The 17218-nt window shown below is 64.9% G+C and carries 20 protein-coding genes; 3 read left to right on the top strand and 17 right to left on the bottom strand.

Annotation, left to right across the window (positions count from 1 at the left end; all coding sequences use genetic code 11):
• Window positions 1–158: 158 nt before the first annotated feature.
• The 4 genes from OXR60_RS06520 to OXR60_RS06505 all read right to left on the bottom strand — a co-directional run bounded on the left by OXR60_RS06520 (window position 159) and on the right by OXR60_RS06505 (window position 2281).
• Window positions 159–1259, bottom strand: coding sequence for a hypothetical protein (locus tag OXR60_RS06520; RefSeq protein ID WP_267394987.1), 1101 nt, complete (start codon window positions 1257–1259; stop codon window positions 159–161).
• Window positions 1252–1563: a hypothetical protein gene (locus OXR60_RS06515; protein WP_267394986.1), complete on the bottom strand. Its 312-nt coding sequence runs from the start codon at window positions 1561–1563 to the stop codon at window positions 1252–1254. The genes OXR60_RS06520 and OXR60_RS06515 overlap by 8 nt, the downstream gene beginning before the upstream one ends.
• Before the next feature lie 92 nt (window positions 1564–1655).
• On the bottom strand, window positions 1656–1943 hold the full coding sequence (locus tag OXR60_RS06510) for a hypothetical protein (RefSeq protein WP_267394985.1): 288 nt from the start codon (window positions 1941–1943) through the stop codon (window positions 1656–1658).
• A complete protein-coding gene (locus OXR60_RS06505) occupies window positions 1940–2281 on the bottom strand; it encodes a hypothetical protein (RefSeq protein WP_267394984.1) in 342 nt (113 codons plus the stop codon). The genes OXR60_RS06510 and OXR60_RS06505 overlap by 4 nt, the downstream gene beginning before the upstream one ends.
• Before the next feature lie 253 nt (window positions 2282–2534).
• Here OXR60_RS06505 and OXR60_RS06500 point away from each other — a divergent pair, with 253 nt between their 5' ends.
• Window positions 2535–3212 carry a DnaJ domain-containing protein gene (locus OXR60_RS06500; RefSeq protein ID WP_267394983.1) on the top strand — a complete coding sequence of 226 codons (678 nt, stop codon included), beginning with the start codon at window positions 2535–2537 and terminating at the stop codon, window positions 3210–3212.
• Window positions 3213–3376: 164 nt separating this feature from the next.
• Here the strand turns inward: OXR60_RS06500 and OXR60_RS06495 are convergent, their stop codons facing one another.
• From OXR60_RS06495 to OXR60_RS06435, 13 genes are all read right to left on the bottom strand, one after another.
• On the bottom strand, window positions 3377–4597 hold the full coding sequence (locus OXR60_RS06495) for a DUF4238 domain-containing protein (protein ID WP_267394982.1): 1221 nt from the start codon (window positions 4595–4597) through the stop codon (window positions 3377–3379).
• A 583-nt stretch (window positions 4598–5180) separates the two neighbouring features.
• Entirely contained in the window at window positions 5181–6005 is an 825-nt protein-coding gene (locus tag OXR60_RS06490) for a hypothetical protein (protein WP_267394981.1), read from the bottom strand.
• Window positions 6006–6240: 235 nt separating this feature from the next.
• A complete protein-coding gene (locus tag OXR60_RS06485) occupies window positions 6241–6690 on the bottom strand; it encodes a hypothetical protein (protein ID WP_267394980.1) in 450 nt (149 codons plus the stop codon).
• Window positions 6683–8098 (bottom strand): DUF3987 domain-containing protein, encoded by a 1416-nt coding sequence (locus OXR60_RS06480; protein WP_267394979.1) that lies wholly within the window; start codon window positions 8096–8098, stop codon window positions 6683–6685. The genes OXR60_RS06485 and OXR60_RS06480 overlap by 8 nt, the downstream gene beginning before the upstream one ends.
• Window positions 8099–8241: 143 nt before the next feature.
• On the bottom strand, window positions 8242–9225 hold the full coding sequence (locus tag OXR60_RS06475; protein WP_267394978.1) for a CHC2 zinc finger domain-containing protein: 984 nt from the start codon (window positions 9223–9225) through the stop codon (window positions 8242–8244).
• The gene (locus OXR60_RS06470) at window positions 9225–9491 is read right to left on the bottom strand and encodes a hypothetical protein (protein WP_267394977.1); all 267 of its coding nucleotides are present in this window, start codon (window positions 9489–9491) and stop codon (window positions 9225–9227) included. The genes OXR60_RS06475 and OXR60_RS06470 overlap by 1 nt, the downstream gene beginning before the upstream one ends.
• On the bottom strand, window positions 9488–9709 hold the full coding sequence (locus OXR60_RS06465; protein ID WP_267394976.1) for a hypothetical protein: 222 nt from the start codon (window positions 9707–9709) through the stop codon (window positions 9488–9490). The genes OXR60_RS06470 and OXR60_RS06465 overlap by 4 nt, the downstream gene beginning before the upstream one ends.
• Window positions 9706–9942: a hypothetical protein gene (locus OXR60_RS06460; protein WP_267394975.1), complete on the bottom strand. Its 237-nt coding sequence runs from the start codon at window positions 9940–9942 to the stop codon at window positions 9706–9708. The genes OXR60_RS06465 and OXR60_RS06460 overlap by 4 nt, the downstream gene beginning before the upstream one ends.
• Window positions 9939–10229, bottom strand: a complete 291-nt coding sequence (locus OXR60_RS06455) for a hypothetical protein (protein WP_267394974.1) — start codon at window positions 10227–10229, stop codon at window positions 9939–9941. The genes OXR60_RS06460 and OXR60_RS06455 overlap by 4 nt, the downstream gene beginning before the upstream one ends.
• Before the next feature lie 209 nt (window positions 10230–10438).
• On the bottom strand, window positions 10439–10600 hold the full coding sequence (locus tag OXR60_RS06450) for a helix-turn-helix domain-containing protein (RefSeq protein ID WP_267394973.1): 162 nt from the start codon (window positions 10598–10600) through the stop codon (window positions 10439–10441).
• Window positions 10601–10715: 115 nt separating this feature from the next.
• Window positions 10716–11258 (bottom strand): hypothetical protein, encoded by a 543-nt coding sequence (locus tag OXR60_RS06445; protein ID WP_267394972.1) that lies wholly within the window; start codon window positions 11256–11258, stop codon window positions 10716–10718.
• Between the two features lie 14 nt (window positions 11259–11272).
• Window positions 11273–12514: a site-specific integrase gene (locus tag OXR60_RS06440; RefSeq protein WP_267394971.1), complete on the bottom strand. Its 1242-nt coding sequence runs from the start codon at window positions 12512–12514 to the stop codon at window positions 11273–11275.
• A 255-nt stretch (window positions 12515–12769) separates the two neighbouring features.
• Window positions 12770–13750: an amidohydrolase family protein gene (locus OXR60_RS06435; protein ID WP_267394970.1), complete on the bottom strand. Its 981-nt coding sequence runs from the start codon at window positions 13748–13750 to the stop codon at window positions 12770–12772.
• 83 nt (window positions 13751–13833) lie between these two features.
• Here OXR60_RS06435 and OXR60_RS06430 point away from each other — a divergent pair, with 83 nt between their 5' ends.
• Together OXR60_RS06430 and OXR60_RS06425 are read left to right on the top strand one after the other, a co-directional pair.
• Window positions 13834–16236, top strand: a complete 2403-nt coding sequence (locus OXR60_RS06430) for a DUF3772 domain-containing protein (protein WP_267394969.1) — start codon at window positions 13834–13836, stop codon at window positions 16234–16236.
• Window positions 16237–16315: 79 nt separating this feature from the next.
• Window positions 16316–17212 carry a UDP-2,3-diacylglucosamine diphosphatase gene (locus OXR60_RS06425; protein WP_267394968.1) on the top strand — a complete coding sequence of 299 codons (897 nt, stop codon included), beginning with the start codon at window positions 16316–16318 and terminating at the stop codon, window positions 17210–17212.
• The last annotated feature ends 6 nt before the right edge of the window (window positions 17213–17218 follow it).

Here is a 17218-nt window from a genome sequence, read left to right as displayed (position 1 = left end):
AGGATCACGACGATGCTATCTACAACTTCAGCCATGTTGCTGGCCTTCCATGCTGGTATGGGTGGCGTGGTAAGGCTGCCGTGCTTGTGAGGCTGCGAGGCCGCAGGAAAGCTGGCGTGCGGGATGCCGGTAAGCGGACGGGGGATCCGCCATGGCCATCAGCCGAGCACCAAGGTGGGCAGCCGCGGCATGACAGCCTCGCGCAAAGCGGCCCTACCTCTGGCAAGCACGCCACGCATAGGACCGCGGCGGATCGGTCGGCCAAGCCTATCGGCCCAAGCCACGACCGTTCGTTGCCGGACGCCGCTCGCGTCAACTGTCGTCAGCACTGCCTGCCCGCCCACCGCCGGGTAGGTGTTCGGTGCAAGGCCGAAGTCGTCGGCGCGCTGAGCCTCAATAAGTGCCGCAGAGTCACGTGAAGGAGACCACTGCTGCGGGTCGCTCATATCGGTACCAGGCAAGATCGGGGTCCCTGCATAGCGGGTTAGGTACTTGCGCAGCGGTTGGAGCGAGTAAGGCTGGTATGGCTTCGCCATCGGCGCCGTCGTGAACAAGCTGCGGTCGTTGCTGATCCCATATCCGCTCACCGTGTCGGTCTCATGATCGTACAGCGCCAGCACCGCCGACATGTGCCCGCTGCCGCAGCGCTCCGGCACACCTGCGTCGATCAGCTCGGCTTCTACGTGCCTGAAGATTGCGGGGTAGCTGGCAAAGAATGCGGCGGCAGTAATTGCCCGAGTTCCCGCGAGGTGGCGGCGCAGGTGGTCCTGCTGCATCGCCATACCGGTTGTCGCTATGGCCACGGAGAAGCGACGCTGCGCCACCACTGCCAGAACCTTCGATCGAAAGTCGACCACCTTACCGTCCTGGCGATAGCAGGCGGTGTCGGTGAGGAGATATGCCCCTCCAGCCCTTGGCTGCACGATGAGGTTCATTGCAGTCATTTCACCGGTACACCGTGCCCGCACGATCGATCTCGAACAGTTCGTCATGGTGCCGGCGATCATCTCCATCGCGCCCATGCACAGAGCCCGGCTCGAGCTTGGGGGTTTGGTCGACGTTTCTGCTTGCTGAGGCCGCTCCGACTTCTGCAGGCTGCCGATGATGGCCGCGCCAACATACACTGCGAAGGTGGCTGGGCCTGATAGGGCGGCAGCCGCGTTCGCCACCCCTTTTAAGGCGCCCTTCGATCCGTCGACCGCAAACCCAGTAATTGGACCGTAAAAGGTCCCCAGAATAGATCCGAGCGTCTTAGACATGCCAGGCTCCCAGAACATCGACCGCTTCGGCGCCGACGAAATGAAGGGCGCGCTGGCCTTGGATGATCCACCGCAAGCCGGTGTAGATGGCACCGGCGAAGCCCATCGCGATTTGGACCACGCCGATGTCACCGCGCGCTGGCTGAGTGGTCGCCGGCAGGCCTTCGCCAATGTCGCGAGTCCACAGGTCGACGAGATCCCGTGCCATTGGTGCGGCAGCGTTGCACTCGACCATGCCGACCGTAAGCCGCCAGCGCGCGGCGAAGTCAGGCCAGCCTCGAGCAACTACCCAGTCCGCCGGCATAGACGAACAATTCCAAGGCGCAGTGTTGCCACGGCGTGCAGCTATGAAGGTGTCGAGGGCGTCCAGCGTCAATGCCGGTGCTTGCGTCCCAATCACTGCGGAAGTCCTAACCGAGCCAGCATCCGGGCAGTGGCTTCGTTATGACCGCGCGCCTCGCCGTTCACCAGGCGAAGGATCAGGGCGCCAGCGGCAAGCATCTGCACACGGCGCTGCGGTGACAGGGCAGGGCCTGCTTCCAGGAGGGCTAGGATCAGCTCCATCGGCACTCCCCCGAGCAGATCCAGGGTGGCAGCGTCATACCGTTCCGCCATGTCGGACATCTCAACCCACAGCGCCATTTGCAGCGGGTCTCGGGCGTTCGCGGTGAGGGGGCCAGTCATTGTGCCGCCCGCTGAGCAACGATCGCAGCCTGCCGGTCGGCAATAGCGAGCATCTCGGACACGAACGATGAGGGGGCTAGGCTCGGCATGGCATTCGCCGCCGCCGCAACCCGGCGCTGGAGGCACTGGATCTGACGATATGCCTTGCGTGCTCTCCGCAGGCTTTCCCGACCTTCTTCCTCAACCCAGCGATCAACTACCTTCCAGCCGGTGGCATAGTGATCGACGACATCCCAGCCGCGCCGGACGAACTGCTCGCGGAAGTCAGCAGGCTTGGCACGGTATGGGGCGCCTGGTGTTCCCTTGCGCTGGCGGGTTGGAAGATCTGTAGGCAGCATCACGCTCCTTCACCACCGGTTTAATCAGTGAGGTCGGAGCAGGTTACCGCCGCCAGTGCGGAGCTATTACGGCTGATGGAGGTGGCCATTTTGGCTTGCGAGGAGCGGCAGGCTATAACGACTTGCACAATGCTCCGGCGCTAACGGGCAAATGCGGACAGCCGTGATCGTAACTCCGCAAGGATAGCAACGGTTGACAGTTCTGGGTCTGCGGTCCTTAGTGGCATATAGAGATACAGAAGAAGCGAGCTGCTTGGCAAAAGATGCTTACCAGACGTTGGGCGTAGGTCGAGATGCCGACAAGGAGGCGATAAAGCTCGCTTACTATGATCTTCGGAAACGTTATGCCGCGCTCAAGCGGCCCACACGTGCTCAAACCGAGCGGCTGGTCAGGATCAACGCCGCTTGGGACATCCTCAAAATCGCTGAGCGGAAAGCTGATCATGATGCGGAACTAACCCGCGCCGAGAAAGCCAAACGCGAGCGTGAAGAAGCAGCTGCAGCGAAACCGGAAGCTCCGCCACCGCCACCGCCACCGCCGAAGCCTGAGCGTCGGCCTGTCGAAGAAGACGCAACCATTCACAGCGAGCCAAGGCGGAAGGTTGCACCGCGCCGCGGCCACGCAAAGTCAACCTCCTCCGCTATTTGGAAACTGGGAACGGCAGTCGGTGCCATCTACATTTTCGCGTCGTTGATGAAGCCAAATCCCTCAACTGTACCACCAGCTCCTGTTGCGACGGCAGAAGCGCCAGCGTTGAAGAGAGGGCCTTCCAAGCTGGCATCGAAGAAGGCGAGGAGGAAAGTCAGTGTTGCTGGGAGGGTTCATCGGAGATCCAGCAGCAATCAAGATGTGGCAGATATGAACCGAAGGGAATTGGAGCGGCTAAGGCAGGAGGCCGAGACCAAACGGGCTGCGACTGTCCTACAGTGAAGCGCCTCGCCATGGTCGTCAAAATTCCAGGACGAGGCGCTGCCGATCATGTGACGGTCGGCGGGGATGCTCATAGCGTCGGCCGAAGTTGGTGATCAACCGCAGATAGAAGAGGGTGCCCACCAAGTGAGCGAGCCAGCCTGGCTTTGACAAAGTTGGTCGGATCATTCCTTCCGCAAAATGATCCGTCTAGTTCTTGCGGCAACCTCTTGAAGCTCGTCCGGCGACAAACGGTGATACATCCGATCGGGAAGCTCTCCTCCTCGATGCGGCATGGGATAGTGGCCTAATTTCACCCTTCGCATGCCCCGGCGCCCCTTCGCGCGACTTAGCCGGACAGGTCCCCCAACCGAACCGGGGGTTACCCAACCCTGCAGGTTTGCCCGCATCGGCAGCACGGACATCCAGTGCAGCGGACTAGGATAGATCGGGGAGAACGATTGTATTCGCGTAACCGTGGGATCCAGTATCTCACTGTCCCCGACTCTCCTGAAGCACTCGTACTCTCCCTCGATCCCCTCGCTCGCACCCTGCCACATCTTGAACCGATCAGCTGGCCGGCGATGAGCAACTGCCGCGAAGGCAGCGCGCACCCGCTCACCGTTCGCGATCGGTCCGGCGAAGTAGATGTTCGATATAGAGTTAAGATGCTGAAGCTCATTCAGCGCGATCGCATCCTGATCGCGTATGACGTCGAGATAGCATCCCGACCGCCCAACCGGTGCGTAGCTTTCGTGATCATAACAGATAACGGCATGACGCGGCCCCAACGGCATAGCCATCATCGCTCCGATGTTGACGAGGCCGAAATTAGGATCATGCATTCGCTGCAGAAATACCCTGTTCGTAGCGATGGCGGGATCGTCGGACGTGACGAAGTCTACCCTGCTACGGTTCCGCAGGATTAACACGCGCAGATCCTCCACATCTTTGCCGGCGCTTGTCCATATTCGCAGCGAACCAGCGACTAGCGCAGACTGCGACATATCCGAATGATCGCGGCGGAGGTGCTCGAGCCCTCGGTGAGCAAGATCGTCCATAGCCTGCATCACTTCACGCCGCCGTCGAAGAGCGCCGTCTGTCCGACACCACTGAAGCAGCACGAAGTCGCGTAGGAACGCCAGATCGTCGGGGGACATCAGGCCGTCCTCTTCTGCATGACGAATCAGCGCCGCGTACCGCCCCTCGAGCTTCTGCAGGGCGCGCTCGATAACTAGATCCTCGCCATAGAAGTAGGATTTAGCGCACTGGCCGGCGATGGCGACGTTACCGCGCACAATGTCTCGCGGGTGGTTGAACATGTTGATGGCCAACCCGTCTCGTCCCAGCGAAAACGGCTTGAGGTGGCATCTCGGTACGTAGTGCTGATTCTTGTTATCAGGCATGAGGCGGAGGAGGCTACCGCGAAGGTGGCATCGCTGCCAGATCGCCCTCGAGGCCCCTAACAGTCCGCTCTTTGCCGCCGTTTCTCCAGGTTCTCCATCGCGGTCGCTTTTCCGCTCCTACTGGTCGGACCCTTACTCATGCCGCCATGGAACTTGCACCGCCCGCTGATCATCAGGTCGGTGCGCTTGCAGGGCTCACCGCGGCGCGTGCGGGCGCCACAGGCCAGGCCGCGGAGTTCGTCGGGGAAGGCAGGATAGCGGGGCGGGCGGGGGTTGGCTGTGCCACCGCGACTGGCGATGAACGCCGCAACGGCCGCATCATAGGCCAGCGAAATGCACGAGCATTGCTCATGATAGGCGCGCCAAAGACGACGCAGCCGAGCCGCCACATCAGGGTCGTAAGTCAACATTCCTCAACCCTTCATGGGGTTCGGAACCCCACCAATGCGCCCGCGCCTGGGCGCGCGTACTGCTCCCGTTTTCTCCTCGCGTAGTGACCCGCAATTAATCGGTGCGGATCTCATCCGCGAGATCACGCCACTCGCGCCGGATGGCTGCCGACGCTCGCCGGGCGGCCAGGTAGTCACGGCTGTACAGGCCGTGCTTGAACGCGTTCTTGTTTCCGAGCGGAGCGCCTGGGCTTAGGCCCCCGTGGAGCCGACACCGGCCGTTCGGCATCGCCGGGGACTGGCACGCCGTTGCCGAGCGGGTCCGGGCTAAGCAGCGCGGCGCGTTCCGTAGGTTCACTGGTTGCATGAGGTTGTCCCTTGCTTTGCTGGTGGTACCCGCCCCTCCCGGAGCCGTGGTGGTGGACGTCGCCGACAATGGCCTGGGCGCCCGCCTCGACGGTCACATGCTCCACGCGGATGGTCTGCTGGCCCTTGCCGCGCATCCTCCCCAGCGCCTCGATCTGGGCAGTAAACGTGCGCTGCATCTTCACGGCCAGGTTTCCGAACGCCTGCGCGTGCGCCAGATTATCGGCGCCGACAGCCCGGCCGATGAGGTCGGTAGCCAGGAAATGGCATCCCGCCATCTGCACGGCCAGGGCAGCCTCCAGCTCGTCTTGCGGTGCCACTGCCGCAACGAATGCGATGCCAGCATTCAGCTGCTGAGCGGTAGCGTCCCTGTGCCCCCTCGTTCGGACGGCCGCGCTGAGTTCGGTCAGCTGGATCGCGAGAAACTCCTGCGAGCGCGTGCCGAACGTGTCGCCCAGGCGCATGGTGTGCCCACTGTCGTCGTTGTGGGGCGCACGGATCGTGCGGGTGCCGTCCTCAGGAAAAGCCACCTGCACCGGAGGCGTGCGGTCGACCCAGCGCTCGCGAGCCTCCGCCATGCGGAGCTTCTCCTTGTCGAACGGCTCCGGGCGCGTGTCTTTAACGCCTGCCGTGGCGATCTCTTTGACGGTCACTGTGCGCCTCCATTATTGCCGCGGTTCGGTTCGATGGGGGCATCTGCCCCCGACCTATTGTCGCTATTGTCACTATTGTCAGAGGGTCTCGCGCCCACGGCAGCCCTCGCCGGAATTCTTTTCCGAAATAGATAGATAGATGACTTTTTTAGCCTACGCCGCGCGAGGGCTGAGGGCGTCAGAGTGAACGCGGGAGCCCGTGACAATAGCGACAATAGTGACAATAGCCCCGCACTCACCGGCCGAACTCCCACAGCATCACGGGTGTGACGGTCGGGTGCGTCCCGTGCCGCATGCCGCCACGGATGAAGGCCGATCGGTAGTCAGCGGGGTTGCCGGCGACGATGGCGTGCTTCTCGTCGAGCATGAGGATCCGCCGGCCATCCAGCCAGACAGCGAGCCCCTGGAAGTCCCAATCATCGCGCCGGCCGATCCCGAACAGGTCACCGGCCGTCCAGCCGAGCGCCAGCGCCTTGGCAGCCCAACCGTCTCGGGCGAGGGTTAGAGCATCGGCTACCACGCCTGCCCAGCCGGACGGCTGCTCCAGCTTCCGCGGCGGCGGCAGTCCTTCTAGGTGCCGTAGCGAGGCGGCTAAAGTACCAGGCAAGCCGAAGTCATCGACAGCCACCGCAGCGAGCGGCTGCCGCTGGGCAACAGCTGCCGCCACGTCGCGCCAGCTACCCATTGGCCACCTCATGCACCGCCGGGTTGACCAGGAAGTCCTTGCGGGCCTTGCCGGGCGTGTCACCATCCCGTCCTGGCGCCGACCGCAACCAGCCCGCCTCGATCAGCAGCTCAGTCGCGGCTTCAACGTCCGCGGCCGCCTTCAAGGTGGCGATGCCGCTGTTGCGCTGGATCTCGCGGGCGTTAATCCGCTGCGCCTCGGTCTTGAGGACATGCCGCGCGAGTGCAGCTGCATTGCGCTCCTCCTCGGGAAGGGCGGCATCGCCGAACACTCGCAGCGCAGACGGCTTCGCATAGTCATCCACGAACCCGAGCACGGCGACGAGGGTGCCGAGGCTGATCGTGGTCGGCTCGCGATCGCCGTTCGCCGCCCAGTTCATCAGCTCGACGACGAGGCATAACCGAAGCACCATGCCTCGCAACTTGCCGACGAAGCCCTTATAGAGCGCCGACGCCTCACGAACCGCGGCATCGTTGTCGCGGACCCATGCTTCGAACACGTCCGCGGCATCGTCCGCTAGGAGCAGGATCCGCGGATCGATCCGGCCATCATCAAGCCGCCCGGCGTCGAGCTGCTGCAGCCGCCGGTACATGCGCTCTAACTGCGCGGTGTCGGCGATGTGCCGGGGACGCTGGTAGAGGATCGGATCGGGCCATACCCACAGGAAGCGGGGAACCAGGCCGTCATCCGCCGTCTTGAGCAGGCACTCGCGCAGCTTCTCCGGCTGGATGCCGCCAAGGACGGTGACGCCGTTGAAGGGCACGAACAGCGGGCCCGCCTTGTTGCTCTTGCGGTCGATCACGTGCGTCCGGCCGCCGTAAGCCTCAAGCCAGAACTCGCGACCGCCAGGCGAATACCGGTCGAAGCTCATCAACCAAGCGGCAAGCTCGTCGCGCAGGTGAAGCGTTCCGTTCGGGTTGCCCGCCAGGATCTCGCCCAGTGCTTCGGGAGTGGCGTCCTGCACTACTAGGCGCGGACGCTGTGGCTCGTCGGGCTCGACCGCGGCGGTGGGCATCGACGGTGTTGCCACCCCGTCCTTGGTCGCCGCCTTCACCTGTGCCTGCCACTCGGCACGCTCCGCCTTGGCGCGCTCGTTCTCGGTCTGCCACCCGATCAGCCGGTTCTTATGCTGCTCGGCAAGCTCGGTTTCCATGCCGCGCAGCGGGCTGGTAGCGGCGTCGATCGCAGGTGACTTGTTCGACGACGGATCACCGACCGGCGCCACCCAGAGCACGCACGGCTCCTGCCACTGCGGGGTGGTGGGATAGGGCTGCACCCGCCGCTTGGCGCCGACCAGCGAGGCAACGACGCCGAGAACGCCCACCGCCACATAGTCGACCGGCGCACCTGCGCCCGCCGCAAGGTCGCGGATCAGCGGCCACATTGGACCGAAGATCTCGGTCGGCATCACCGGAGGCGTGGTGCGCCCGCCGGTGAGGATCGACCTATCAGGCGCTGGCCACGGGCTTGGGCCACGCCGGGGAGCAACCAGCGGGCTGCTCGGGCGGAACGGTTCAGCACCATCATAGTGCGCCTGGAAAGCTGCCGCGTTCAAGGCCGCTTCCCCATCAGCTCGGCGTTGAAGTCCTTGAACGGCGGCGTCGGCCGCATGATGCGAACCGCGCGGCCTGTGGCGGTGAACGCCTCTGCCGCTTTTTGCGCCGCCACCTCGCCGGGCGCATCACCATCGGCGCCGATGACGATCGCACGCACCGACGCCGGGAACGACATCGCCGGCAGCATCGACGTGCCCGCCGCCACCCAGACCGACCGCCCAAGCGCCTGTGCCAAGGTGAGTCCATCCTCGAGTCCTTCGGTCACCAGCATGCTCGCCGCCGCCGGGCCGAGCTGAACCGAGCCCCCGATTACGTTGCCGAGGCTGTATTTCACCTTCGGCTTGCGGTCGGTGTCGGTCGGCTTGGTGGCGGCCTTGCGCCCGTCCTTGGTCAAATACGTGCGCTGCAGCCCGAGCAGCTCGCCTGCCGCGTCCGCGACGATCGCAATCAGTGCGGGCAGCAGACCGGGGCCGTTCGCCGCCAGCACGCCGTTGCCGTCAATCTGAGGCGGCGGAATCCGGGCGAACCGCAGGGTGTGCGGCAAGTCCATCGTAATCCCGCGCGACCGCAGGTACACCTCGGCCGGCGTTCCTTCGATGGCGACGGACCCGTTGACGATGCGCTGTGCCACAGGCCGCATGTCAGCCTTGGGCTTTGCGGGCGCCCGCTGCTGTTCCAGTTCCCGCAATGCGCCGCCGTCCAGCATCTCGATCGCGCCGGGCAGCTTCACGTCATAGGCTTGCTGTACGAAGTCGAGCACGTCGCCCGACCAGCCACAGCCGAAGCAATGTGCTCGCCGGTCGTCGGCATAGATCGTGAACGACGGCGTGCGATCCGCATGGAAGGGGCAACACGCCTTCAGCTCGTTGCCTGCACGATGCAGCTTCACGCCAGCTTTCGATGCTACACCCGACAGGGGAAAGCGATCGCGGATGCCGCTGACGATGCGCGTCAGGTCGGCGCTTTCCATGCGAGCCATCACAGTGCTCCCCCGGCTTTCTCGTTGATGACGATCCAGCCGTGCAGCTTTTGCAGGTGGTGGGCATGGTCCGCCGCAGCACTGTGCGACGGGAAGTACACGCTATCGATGCCGCAGGTTGGCTCCACCACAACCCAGGTCGCTGCGCCATTCGCCTGACGCAAGTAGATGACGGGCGGAGTATCGCTGGGGTCACCCCAAGCGCGGTTCCAGCGGCGGGCTACGGCGGCATACCAGTGCTCGCGGCCGAGGATCACGGCGCTCATAGGTCCACCACCAGCACGGTGAGGCCAGTCCGGCGAGCCAGGCGGGCAATGAACTCGTCACGGGCGCGCTTGTAGGCCGGCAGGTATTTGCGACCCTTGCGCCCGTACGGGAGGCGGGGCTGCCAATCCGCCTCGAGCTTCTGATCGCGGAACGTGAAGGAGACGGTGAACCCATCACCCAGCGGCATCCGCTCGCTATGCATGTTGATGGCCGTCATGACTGGGTCTCCTTTTCCAGCCGCTCGGCTTCAAGCATCAGCAGGCCGCCGACCTGAAGCAGCGTGATGAACGACGCGTTTGAGATGCTTTCCTCATGTGCCGCGAGAAAGGCGGCGAGGTCTTCGGCGCGCTCACGCCATGCGAAACGGCGAAGCGGATCGTTGGCGAGGACGCCGGCCTGCCCGGCGAACAGGCACAGGAAGTCGGCGGCTGTGGCTTTGCGGATGTTCATGCCGACGCCTCCTGTCGATCAAGGACGGTCGCGCGCCAGACGATCGCGTTTGCGCCGCTGACGTTCCGGCGGCGGATGCCCGCGTCGCGGATCATCTCCTTTTTCCGCAGCTCGGTGAATCTCGGCTGGAGCGAGTACCTGGCGTACCCGGCGATGCTGCACGTCTCGTCAACGGTCAGCCCAGCCGGGTGGCTGCACAAGACCCTATGCACGATGGCGCGCAGGTGATCCGCCATCGGCGCGATTCCGGCGTAAGCTGCGGCGCTGGTGTCGGTGCGGCCCATCATGCGCCCGCCTCCCAGGCCATGCTGGCGATGACGTTGGCGCGTGTACCGCTGATCCCGAGTGAGAACAGCCGTTGCAAGCGGAGGAGCGAAGCAGTATCTGTAATGACGCTGTTGCTGTGAATATTGAGCTTTGAGACGGGTCGCCTGGCAGGGCGGCCCTTCTTATTTCCGGGCTTCGGCGCCCGAGCCGTTGCTGTTGCCATTGTTGCTCACGCGGCAACCAGCTGGCGGATGCTATCGACGCGGACGAGCCGGCGACGACCAATCTTGATCGAATGGAGCGTGCCGGCATTCACCAGCTCGTACGTTTTGGTCATGCCAAGTCCGATGATCTTGGCGGCGTCTGCAACTGAAACAGCTTCGGGCTGCATTTGTCGTCTCCCAACGCTTGGCGGTGGCCAGCGGTGGTCTACGAAATGTCAGCACCACTGCGCGTGATCGAACCAATACGAGAACCAGAATTAGCAGCTAATTGCGGATGCGGAATTAGCTGCTCTGGTCATCGGATTTGGACCCGCCCTGATCAAGGAAGAGGAAGTACTCGCACTCGAGCTGGTGACGATACTGTTCGGGCGTGAGGTGGCGGAGCAGGGCAGGGCGTTCAGGATAACGCTGCGCGACCCATGCTGCCATCTTGCGCGCCTTGCCCACGGCCGCGTGACACGTCTTCTGGCCAATCCCGAAGATCGACTCTGCCGCGCGTTCAGCTGCGTCGAGGGTGAGGTGGTCGGGCCCTGATCTGCGTTCTTCGATGTAGCGGGCGATCGCCATGTCGCGCTGAAACCGGTAGCGGCGCTCAGCGATGTCTCCGAGCGGTCCGGCTTTAAGGTCCGTCACCTTGAACGTGACTCTATCGGCGACGTTTCTTCCTTCGAACGCGTCGGCGAGCGCTCGCCGAACCATAGGATCGATCGGCACGTCCGAACGCAGCAGGGCAGTAAGGTGCTTCACGATGTTTGCTTCGACACGGCTCATTGCGAGGTAAGCGCGCACATTGAGGTCGTCGGCGCGCTGCTCATCCGGCGTCATCCCGACCGGTCCCGTCACGACGATGCGGCCAGGCGAACAACCTTCTTCTCGCCGGAAAGATAGTCTGCCCACATCGTCATCAGCACGCGCCGCCTCTCGAGGTGGTTTGTGCGCCGGTATGCCGCTTCGACCTTGTCGGGGAGTTTGTGGGCGAGGGCCTTATCAACCACCTCCTTCGCCGTGCTGGTTGTCTCAGCAGCCCAGTCGGTGAACGTGCTGCGGAAACCGTGCACATGAGCAGCTTTCTCTCCCATGTCTCGCAACGCCTTGGTCATCGTCATGTCGGACATCGGCTTCTTGGGACTGGCGAAGAACACCAAGCCATCATTCTCGGTTCGGCCTTCCCACCGCCGCTCAAGGATTCGGATAGCCGCTGGCGCAAGAGGGACCACATGGGTCACGCCGGTCTTCATCCGCTCCCCAGGGATGGTCCAAGTAGCCTTTTTCATGTTGATCTCGGGCCATCGCGCGAACCGTGTCTCGTTCGATCTCACGGCGGTGAGGATTGTAAACTCCAGTCCGTCACGGCCGGACGTATGAACCTCGTCACGCAGCTTCGCCAGGAAGGCGGGCACATCCTGGTAGGGCATTGCATTGAAGTGGCTGTCGTCGCGCTTGTGCCGCGGCAGGCCCTTGCGCACAGACTTCAAGCTCGTCTCAGTCGGCCGCCAGCCCTTGATGTGCGCAAAGTCGAGGACCACACCGATGCGCTGCAACACCCGCCGGGATGTCTCTTGTTTACCCATCCATATCGGCGCGAGCAGGTCACGCACGGTGACGCTGTCGATTGTGTCGACCGGCTTGTCCCCGATCACCGGGAAGACGTGTGTTTCCATGCAGGCCAGCCACACCTTGGTGTGCTTGTCGTTTCGCCACCCGGCTTTCATCTCCTCGTGGCAGTCGCGGGTTGCCTGCTCGAACGTAGGCGTGGTGGCCGGGGCTTTCTTGCGCTCCTCAGCGGGATCAAGGCCGGCCATGATCATCCGGCGGTACGCTTCCGCCTTATCGCGAGCCTCGGCCAGTGTGAGGGAGCGTCTATCGATGACGGGGATCCGCTCCGCGGCGGCGGCGGCTTCCTTCGTCCTGGGCGTCGTCTCCGCGGTGCCGAGACCGAGGTCCCGGCGTACGCCACCAGATTGGATGCGCAACAACCACTGCCGAGAACCGGTGTCGCGCACGATCAGATACAGCCCCTCGCCATCAGGGTGGCGCCCTGGCGGCGCCGACTTGATCTTCAATGCCGACAGCTTACCCATCGCGTGTCCGTCCCTCACCGTGTCCCACACACTACCGCGATTGTGGGCGGTGTTCAACGATGCTCGGCGAAATGCAAGGCGGGCAATTCTGCCGTTTTCCGGCGATTCGCGACTGCCGACGATCGTCAGCGATTTAAAGTTAGGTATCCCTCGGCTCCACCATTTCCGCGAAAAGTGCCTGATCGAAGGCAGTTATCCTTGGTCGATCGGGACCGACTTCACCTCATTTCCCCAGCCCTGATACAGGACCGCTCGTCATGAGCTGTCGCCGGTGAGGCGCTGCCAGTTGCCGTGCGCGAATGCCGCCTTGGCGTCATCGTCCAGCCCGCATTCGGCGAGGAACCGACGCGCGTCGCCGCCGGGGCGATATTGATAGGGATAGTCGGTCGAGAACAGCAGCCGATCGGGGCCGACGATCGCCAGCGCGCGCTCGAGATAGTCGGACATGAACATGCCGCTGGCGGTGACATAGAGGTTGCTGCGGAAATAATGCGCGATCGGCTGGGCGAGCCCGGCGAAGCGGTCCATCGCCGCCAGCCGCTCGGCATAAAAGAGCACCACCTCGCCCCAATGGCCGAGGATCAGCTGCAGGTTGGGCAGGCGATCGAAGGTGCCGCCGAGTACCAGCCGGACGAACTGGATGCCGGCATCATAATGCCAGCCGAGCCCGAACATCGAAAAGGCGGCGTCGATCTGCGGGCTGAACCCCGAGTAATAAGCGTCGCGCACCGCCTTGGTGGGCGTGCGCGGGTGGAGCAGGATCGGCATGCCGAGCGCGGCGGCGCTCTCCAGCACCGGCGCCAGCGACGGATGGTCGAGGTTACGTTCCCCGACCCGGCCGCACAGCATCGTGCCCTTGAAGCCCAGTTCCTTGACACAGCGTTCGAGTTCGCGCGCCGCCTCGTCGGGCATCGATACCGGTAGCGCGGCGAACGCCTGGAAGCGGGTAGGGTGGCGGGCGATTGCCGCGGCCACGGCGTCGTTGGCGCGCCGCGCGAGTTCGACGCTCTCGGGCCCAAGGTCGTGCAGCGCCGGCGTGGTCAGCGACAGCACCTGCACGTCAAGCCCGGTCTCGTCCATCAGCGCCAGTCGCTCATCGGCAAGATCGTGCAGCCGGCGCTCGATCTCGCTCGAATGGATGCCGACACCGGGATCGCTCGCCTCGAGACTCATCGCGGTCCAGGCGTCGCGGATCTCGGGGGTGAGATAATGTTCTTCGATGCCGATCAGCTTCACCAGCGGCTCCTGTGGGTGTTGCACGCGGATCAACGCCCGATCGCCGATTTGGCGCCACGCCGCCGACACGCTAGGCGAGGCGGATGCCGATCCGTCATCTCCGCCTGTTGCTGTCGCTGCTGCTGCTGCTGATCCTGCCGCTACCGCTCGCCGCGCAGGTGCAGCCGGTGCCGATGGTGGCGCTGTCGGCGCAACTCAACCAGGCCGATGCCGATATCAAGGCGGTCGATACCGCGCTCGATACGCGGATCGACAGCGACCAGCGCCGCGCGTTGCGCGCCAGGGCCGCGGCGGCGCAAGGCTCGGCCAATGATGCGGTGGCAGGGCTGGAGCAGCAACTGGCGCTGGTCGACGCCCGGATCGCCGGGCTCGGGCCGGTCGCTGCAGGGGTGGTGGAGACCGCCGATATCCGCCTCCAGCGTAGCCGGCTCGCGCAGCAGCGCTCTGCGCTCGATTCGGGCGCCAAACGCGGCCGTCTGCTCGCGGTGGAGGCGGGGCAGCTGGTTACCGAGATCGACCAGAGCCAGGCGCAGCAGCTCGGCCAGCGGGTGTCGACCCGCGTCTATTCGCCGGTCGAGCCGGATTTCTGGCGCGCTGTGTTCGCCGCGGTGCCGCGCGACACCCGCCGGGTGATGCGCTTCGTCGAAGGAGGTGCCGACCAGGCCCGCGCCAATCTCAAGACCGGCCGGCCGGTGCTGGCGCTGCTCGGCCTGCTCGCGGCGCTGGCGCTGTTGTTCCCGGTGCGGGTCGCGGCGCGCAAGGCCGGGCAAAAGTTCTTGATCGAGGGCGCGCCGGGGCATCGCCTGCGCCGGTCCGCCAACGCGCTGTGGCGGCTGGTGATCGGCACACTGCTGCCCTGGCTGAGCGGGATGACTCTGGTGCAGACGCTGCGCTGGTCCGGGATGGAGCCGCCGATGTGGAGCGGGCTGCTCGACAGCCTGGCGCAGGCGGTGGGGCTGTGCGGCTTTATCGGCGCACTCGGGGGCGCGTTGCTGATGCGCCATCAGCCGTCGTGGCGGCTGCTCCCCATCTCGACAGAGACGGCGGAGCGGATGCGGCCGTGGACGTGGCTGCTGGCGACGCTGGCGCTGATCACGGTGCTGCTCGACGCGTTCAACCTCGCGATCGGGGTGAGCACCGCGATGCATGTGCTCGCGGAGGTGGCCGAGACGCTGCTGCATTGCGTGCTCGCCGGCGGCGTGCTGCTCACCATTGGGCGAATTCGTGCGGCTGGGGCGGCCGAGGCCGATCCCGACAATCTCGTCGTCACGCGCGCCGGGCTGACGCTGGCGACGCTCGCCGCCTGGCTGGTGCTCGGCATCGCCCTGGTCGCGCTGCTGCTCGGCTATGTCAGCCTCAGCCTGTTCCTGGTGCGCACCGTCACCTGGACCGCGATCGTCGCCGCGACGACCTACATCCTGATGATCGGGGCGGACGATGTCGCCACCAGCCTGTTCCTGCGTACCAGCCGGCTCGGCGTCGGCCTGACTCACGGCCTGGGGTTGCGCGGCAGCGCGGTCGACCAATTCGGATTGCTGCTGTCGGCGGTGCTGCGGCTGGTGCTGGTGATGGTCGCAGTGGGGCTGACGCTGAGCCCGTTCGGTGCCGACATCGGCTCGATCTTCGGGCGGATGGGCACGCTCGCGCAAGGGGTGGAGCTCGGCGGGGTGAGCATCTCGCCCGGCACCATCCTGCGCGGCGTGATCGTGCTGTTCGTCGGCTTGACGCTGGTGCGATTGTTCATGGGCTGGCTGGAGGGCCGCTACCTGCCGGTCACCGATCTCGACGGCAGCGCGCGCAATTCGGTGAGCCTGGTCGCGCGCTATGTGGGCGTGCTGCTTGCCGGGCTGTGGGCGCTCGCCTCGCTCGGCATCGGCATGGAGCGGATTGCGCTGTTGCTCTCGGCGCTGTCGGTCGGGATCGGCTTCGGTCTCCAGGCGATCACCCAGAATTTCGTCTCCGGGCTGATCCTGCTCGCCGAGCGGCCGATCAAGATCGGCGATCTCGTCCGCGTCGGTGCCGACGAGGGCGATGTCCGGCGGATCAGCGTGCGTTCCACCGAGATCGAGCTTGCCGATCATTCGACGCTGATCGTCCCCAATTCCGAGCTGATCACCAAATCCGTGCTCAACAAGACGCTGGCGAACGCGATGGGGCGGGTGCAGCTGCAATTCTCCGTGCCGCTCGGCACCGATCCCGCGCAGGTGCGCGGCATCGTGTTCGAGGCGTTCGCGGCTGAGCCCGCGGTGCTTGCGGAGCCGGCGCCCAAGGCGTTCATCGACAGCATCGTCGACGGCCGCATCCTGTTCAACTGCTTCGCCCATGTCGCCACCCAGCGCGATGCCTATGGCGCGCGCAGCAACGTGCTGATGACGCTGCTCGGCCGGTTCAACGAGGAGGGCGTCGAGATCGGCACCGTCGCGCAGCGGCTTGAACTGGTCGGCGCGCCGCTCCCCGCGACGGCTACGGTAGCCGCTGCAACCTGATCGTCACGGCGCGGTGATGCACCCGTCACACTAAGCGGTCATCACCCGTGGGCAAGCGCACCAACGGGAGTGCATTGCCATGAAGAACGGTTCGGATCTCGAGGCGCCCGGCGCCGACATCCTCGGCTTCACCTTGCCGCGGCCGGCCAGGCCGACCACGCCGCTCCACGCCGACGGCGAGCGGCGGCGGCACTACCGGACGATCTGGATCTCCGACGTCCACCTCGGCACCCGCGGCTGCAACGCGGCGATGCTGATCGACTTCCTCGACCATGTCGACAGCGACATCCTCTATCTGGTCGGCGACATGATCGACGGCTGGCAGCTCAAGAAGCGCTTCTACTGGCCCGCCGCGCATAACGACGTGGTGTGGCGGCTGCTCAAGCGCGCCAAGCGCGGCACCCAGGTGATCTACATCCCCGGCAATCATGACGAGGTGTTCCGCCAGTTCGCGGGCATGAACTTCGGCGGCGTCGCGATCCGCCGCAAGGCGATCCATCGCACCGCCGACGGCCGCCGCCTGCTGGTGCTCCACGGCGACGAGTTCGACGCCATCACCCTCGCGCACCGCTGGCTCGCCCATGTCGGCGACACCGCCTACACGCTGCTGATGGTGCTCAACCGCTGGGTCAACGGCGCCCGGCGGCGACTCGGCATGCCTTATTGGTCGCTGTCCAAGCACGCCAAGGCCAAGGTCAAGAACGCGGTCGCCTTTATCTCGCATTTCGAGGAAGTGGTGGCGCATGCCGCCGGCTCGCGCGGCGTCGACGGCGTGGTCTGCGGTCATATCCACACCGCCGAGATGCGCACCATCGGCAAGGTTGCCTATTACAACGACGGCGACTGGGTGGAGGGCTGCACCGCGCTGGTCGAGCAGCACGACGGCACCATGGAATTGCTCCACTGGGGCGACGAGATCGCCGCACGGAACGCTGCCGAGGCCGCCGCCACCCGCGCCGCCGCGATCGCGGCCTGAGCGCCC

This window comes from Sphingomonas sp. GC_Shp_5 (assembly GCF_026540855.1).
Lineage (GTDB): Bacteria > Pseudomonadota > Alphaproteobacteria > Sphingomonadales > Sphingomonadaceae > Sphingomonas.
Note: the sequence above shows the minus strand (reverse complement) of the source record. Positions and strands in the feature narration are given on the sequence as shown.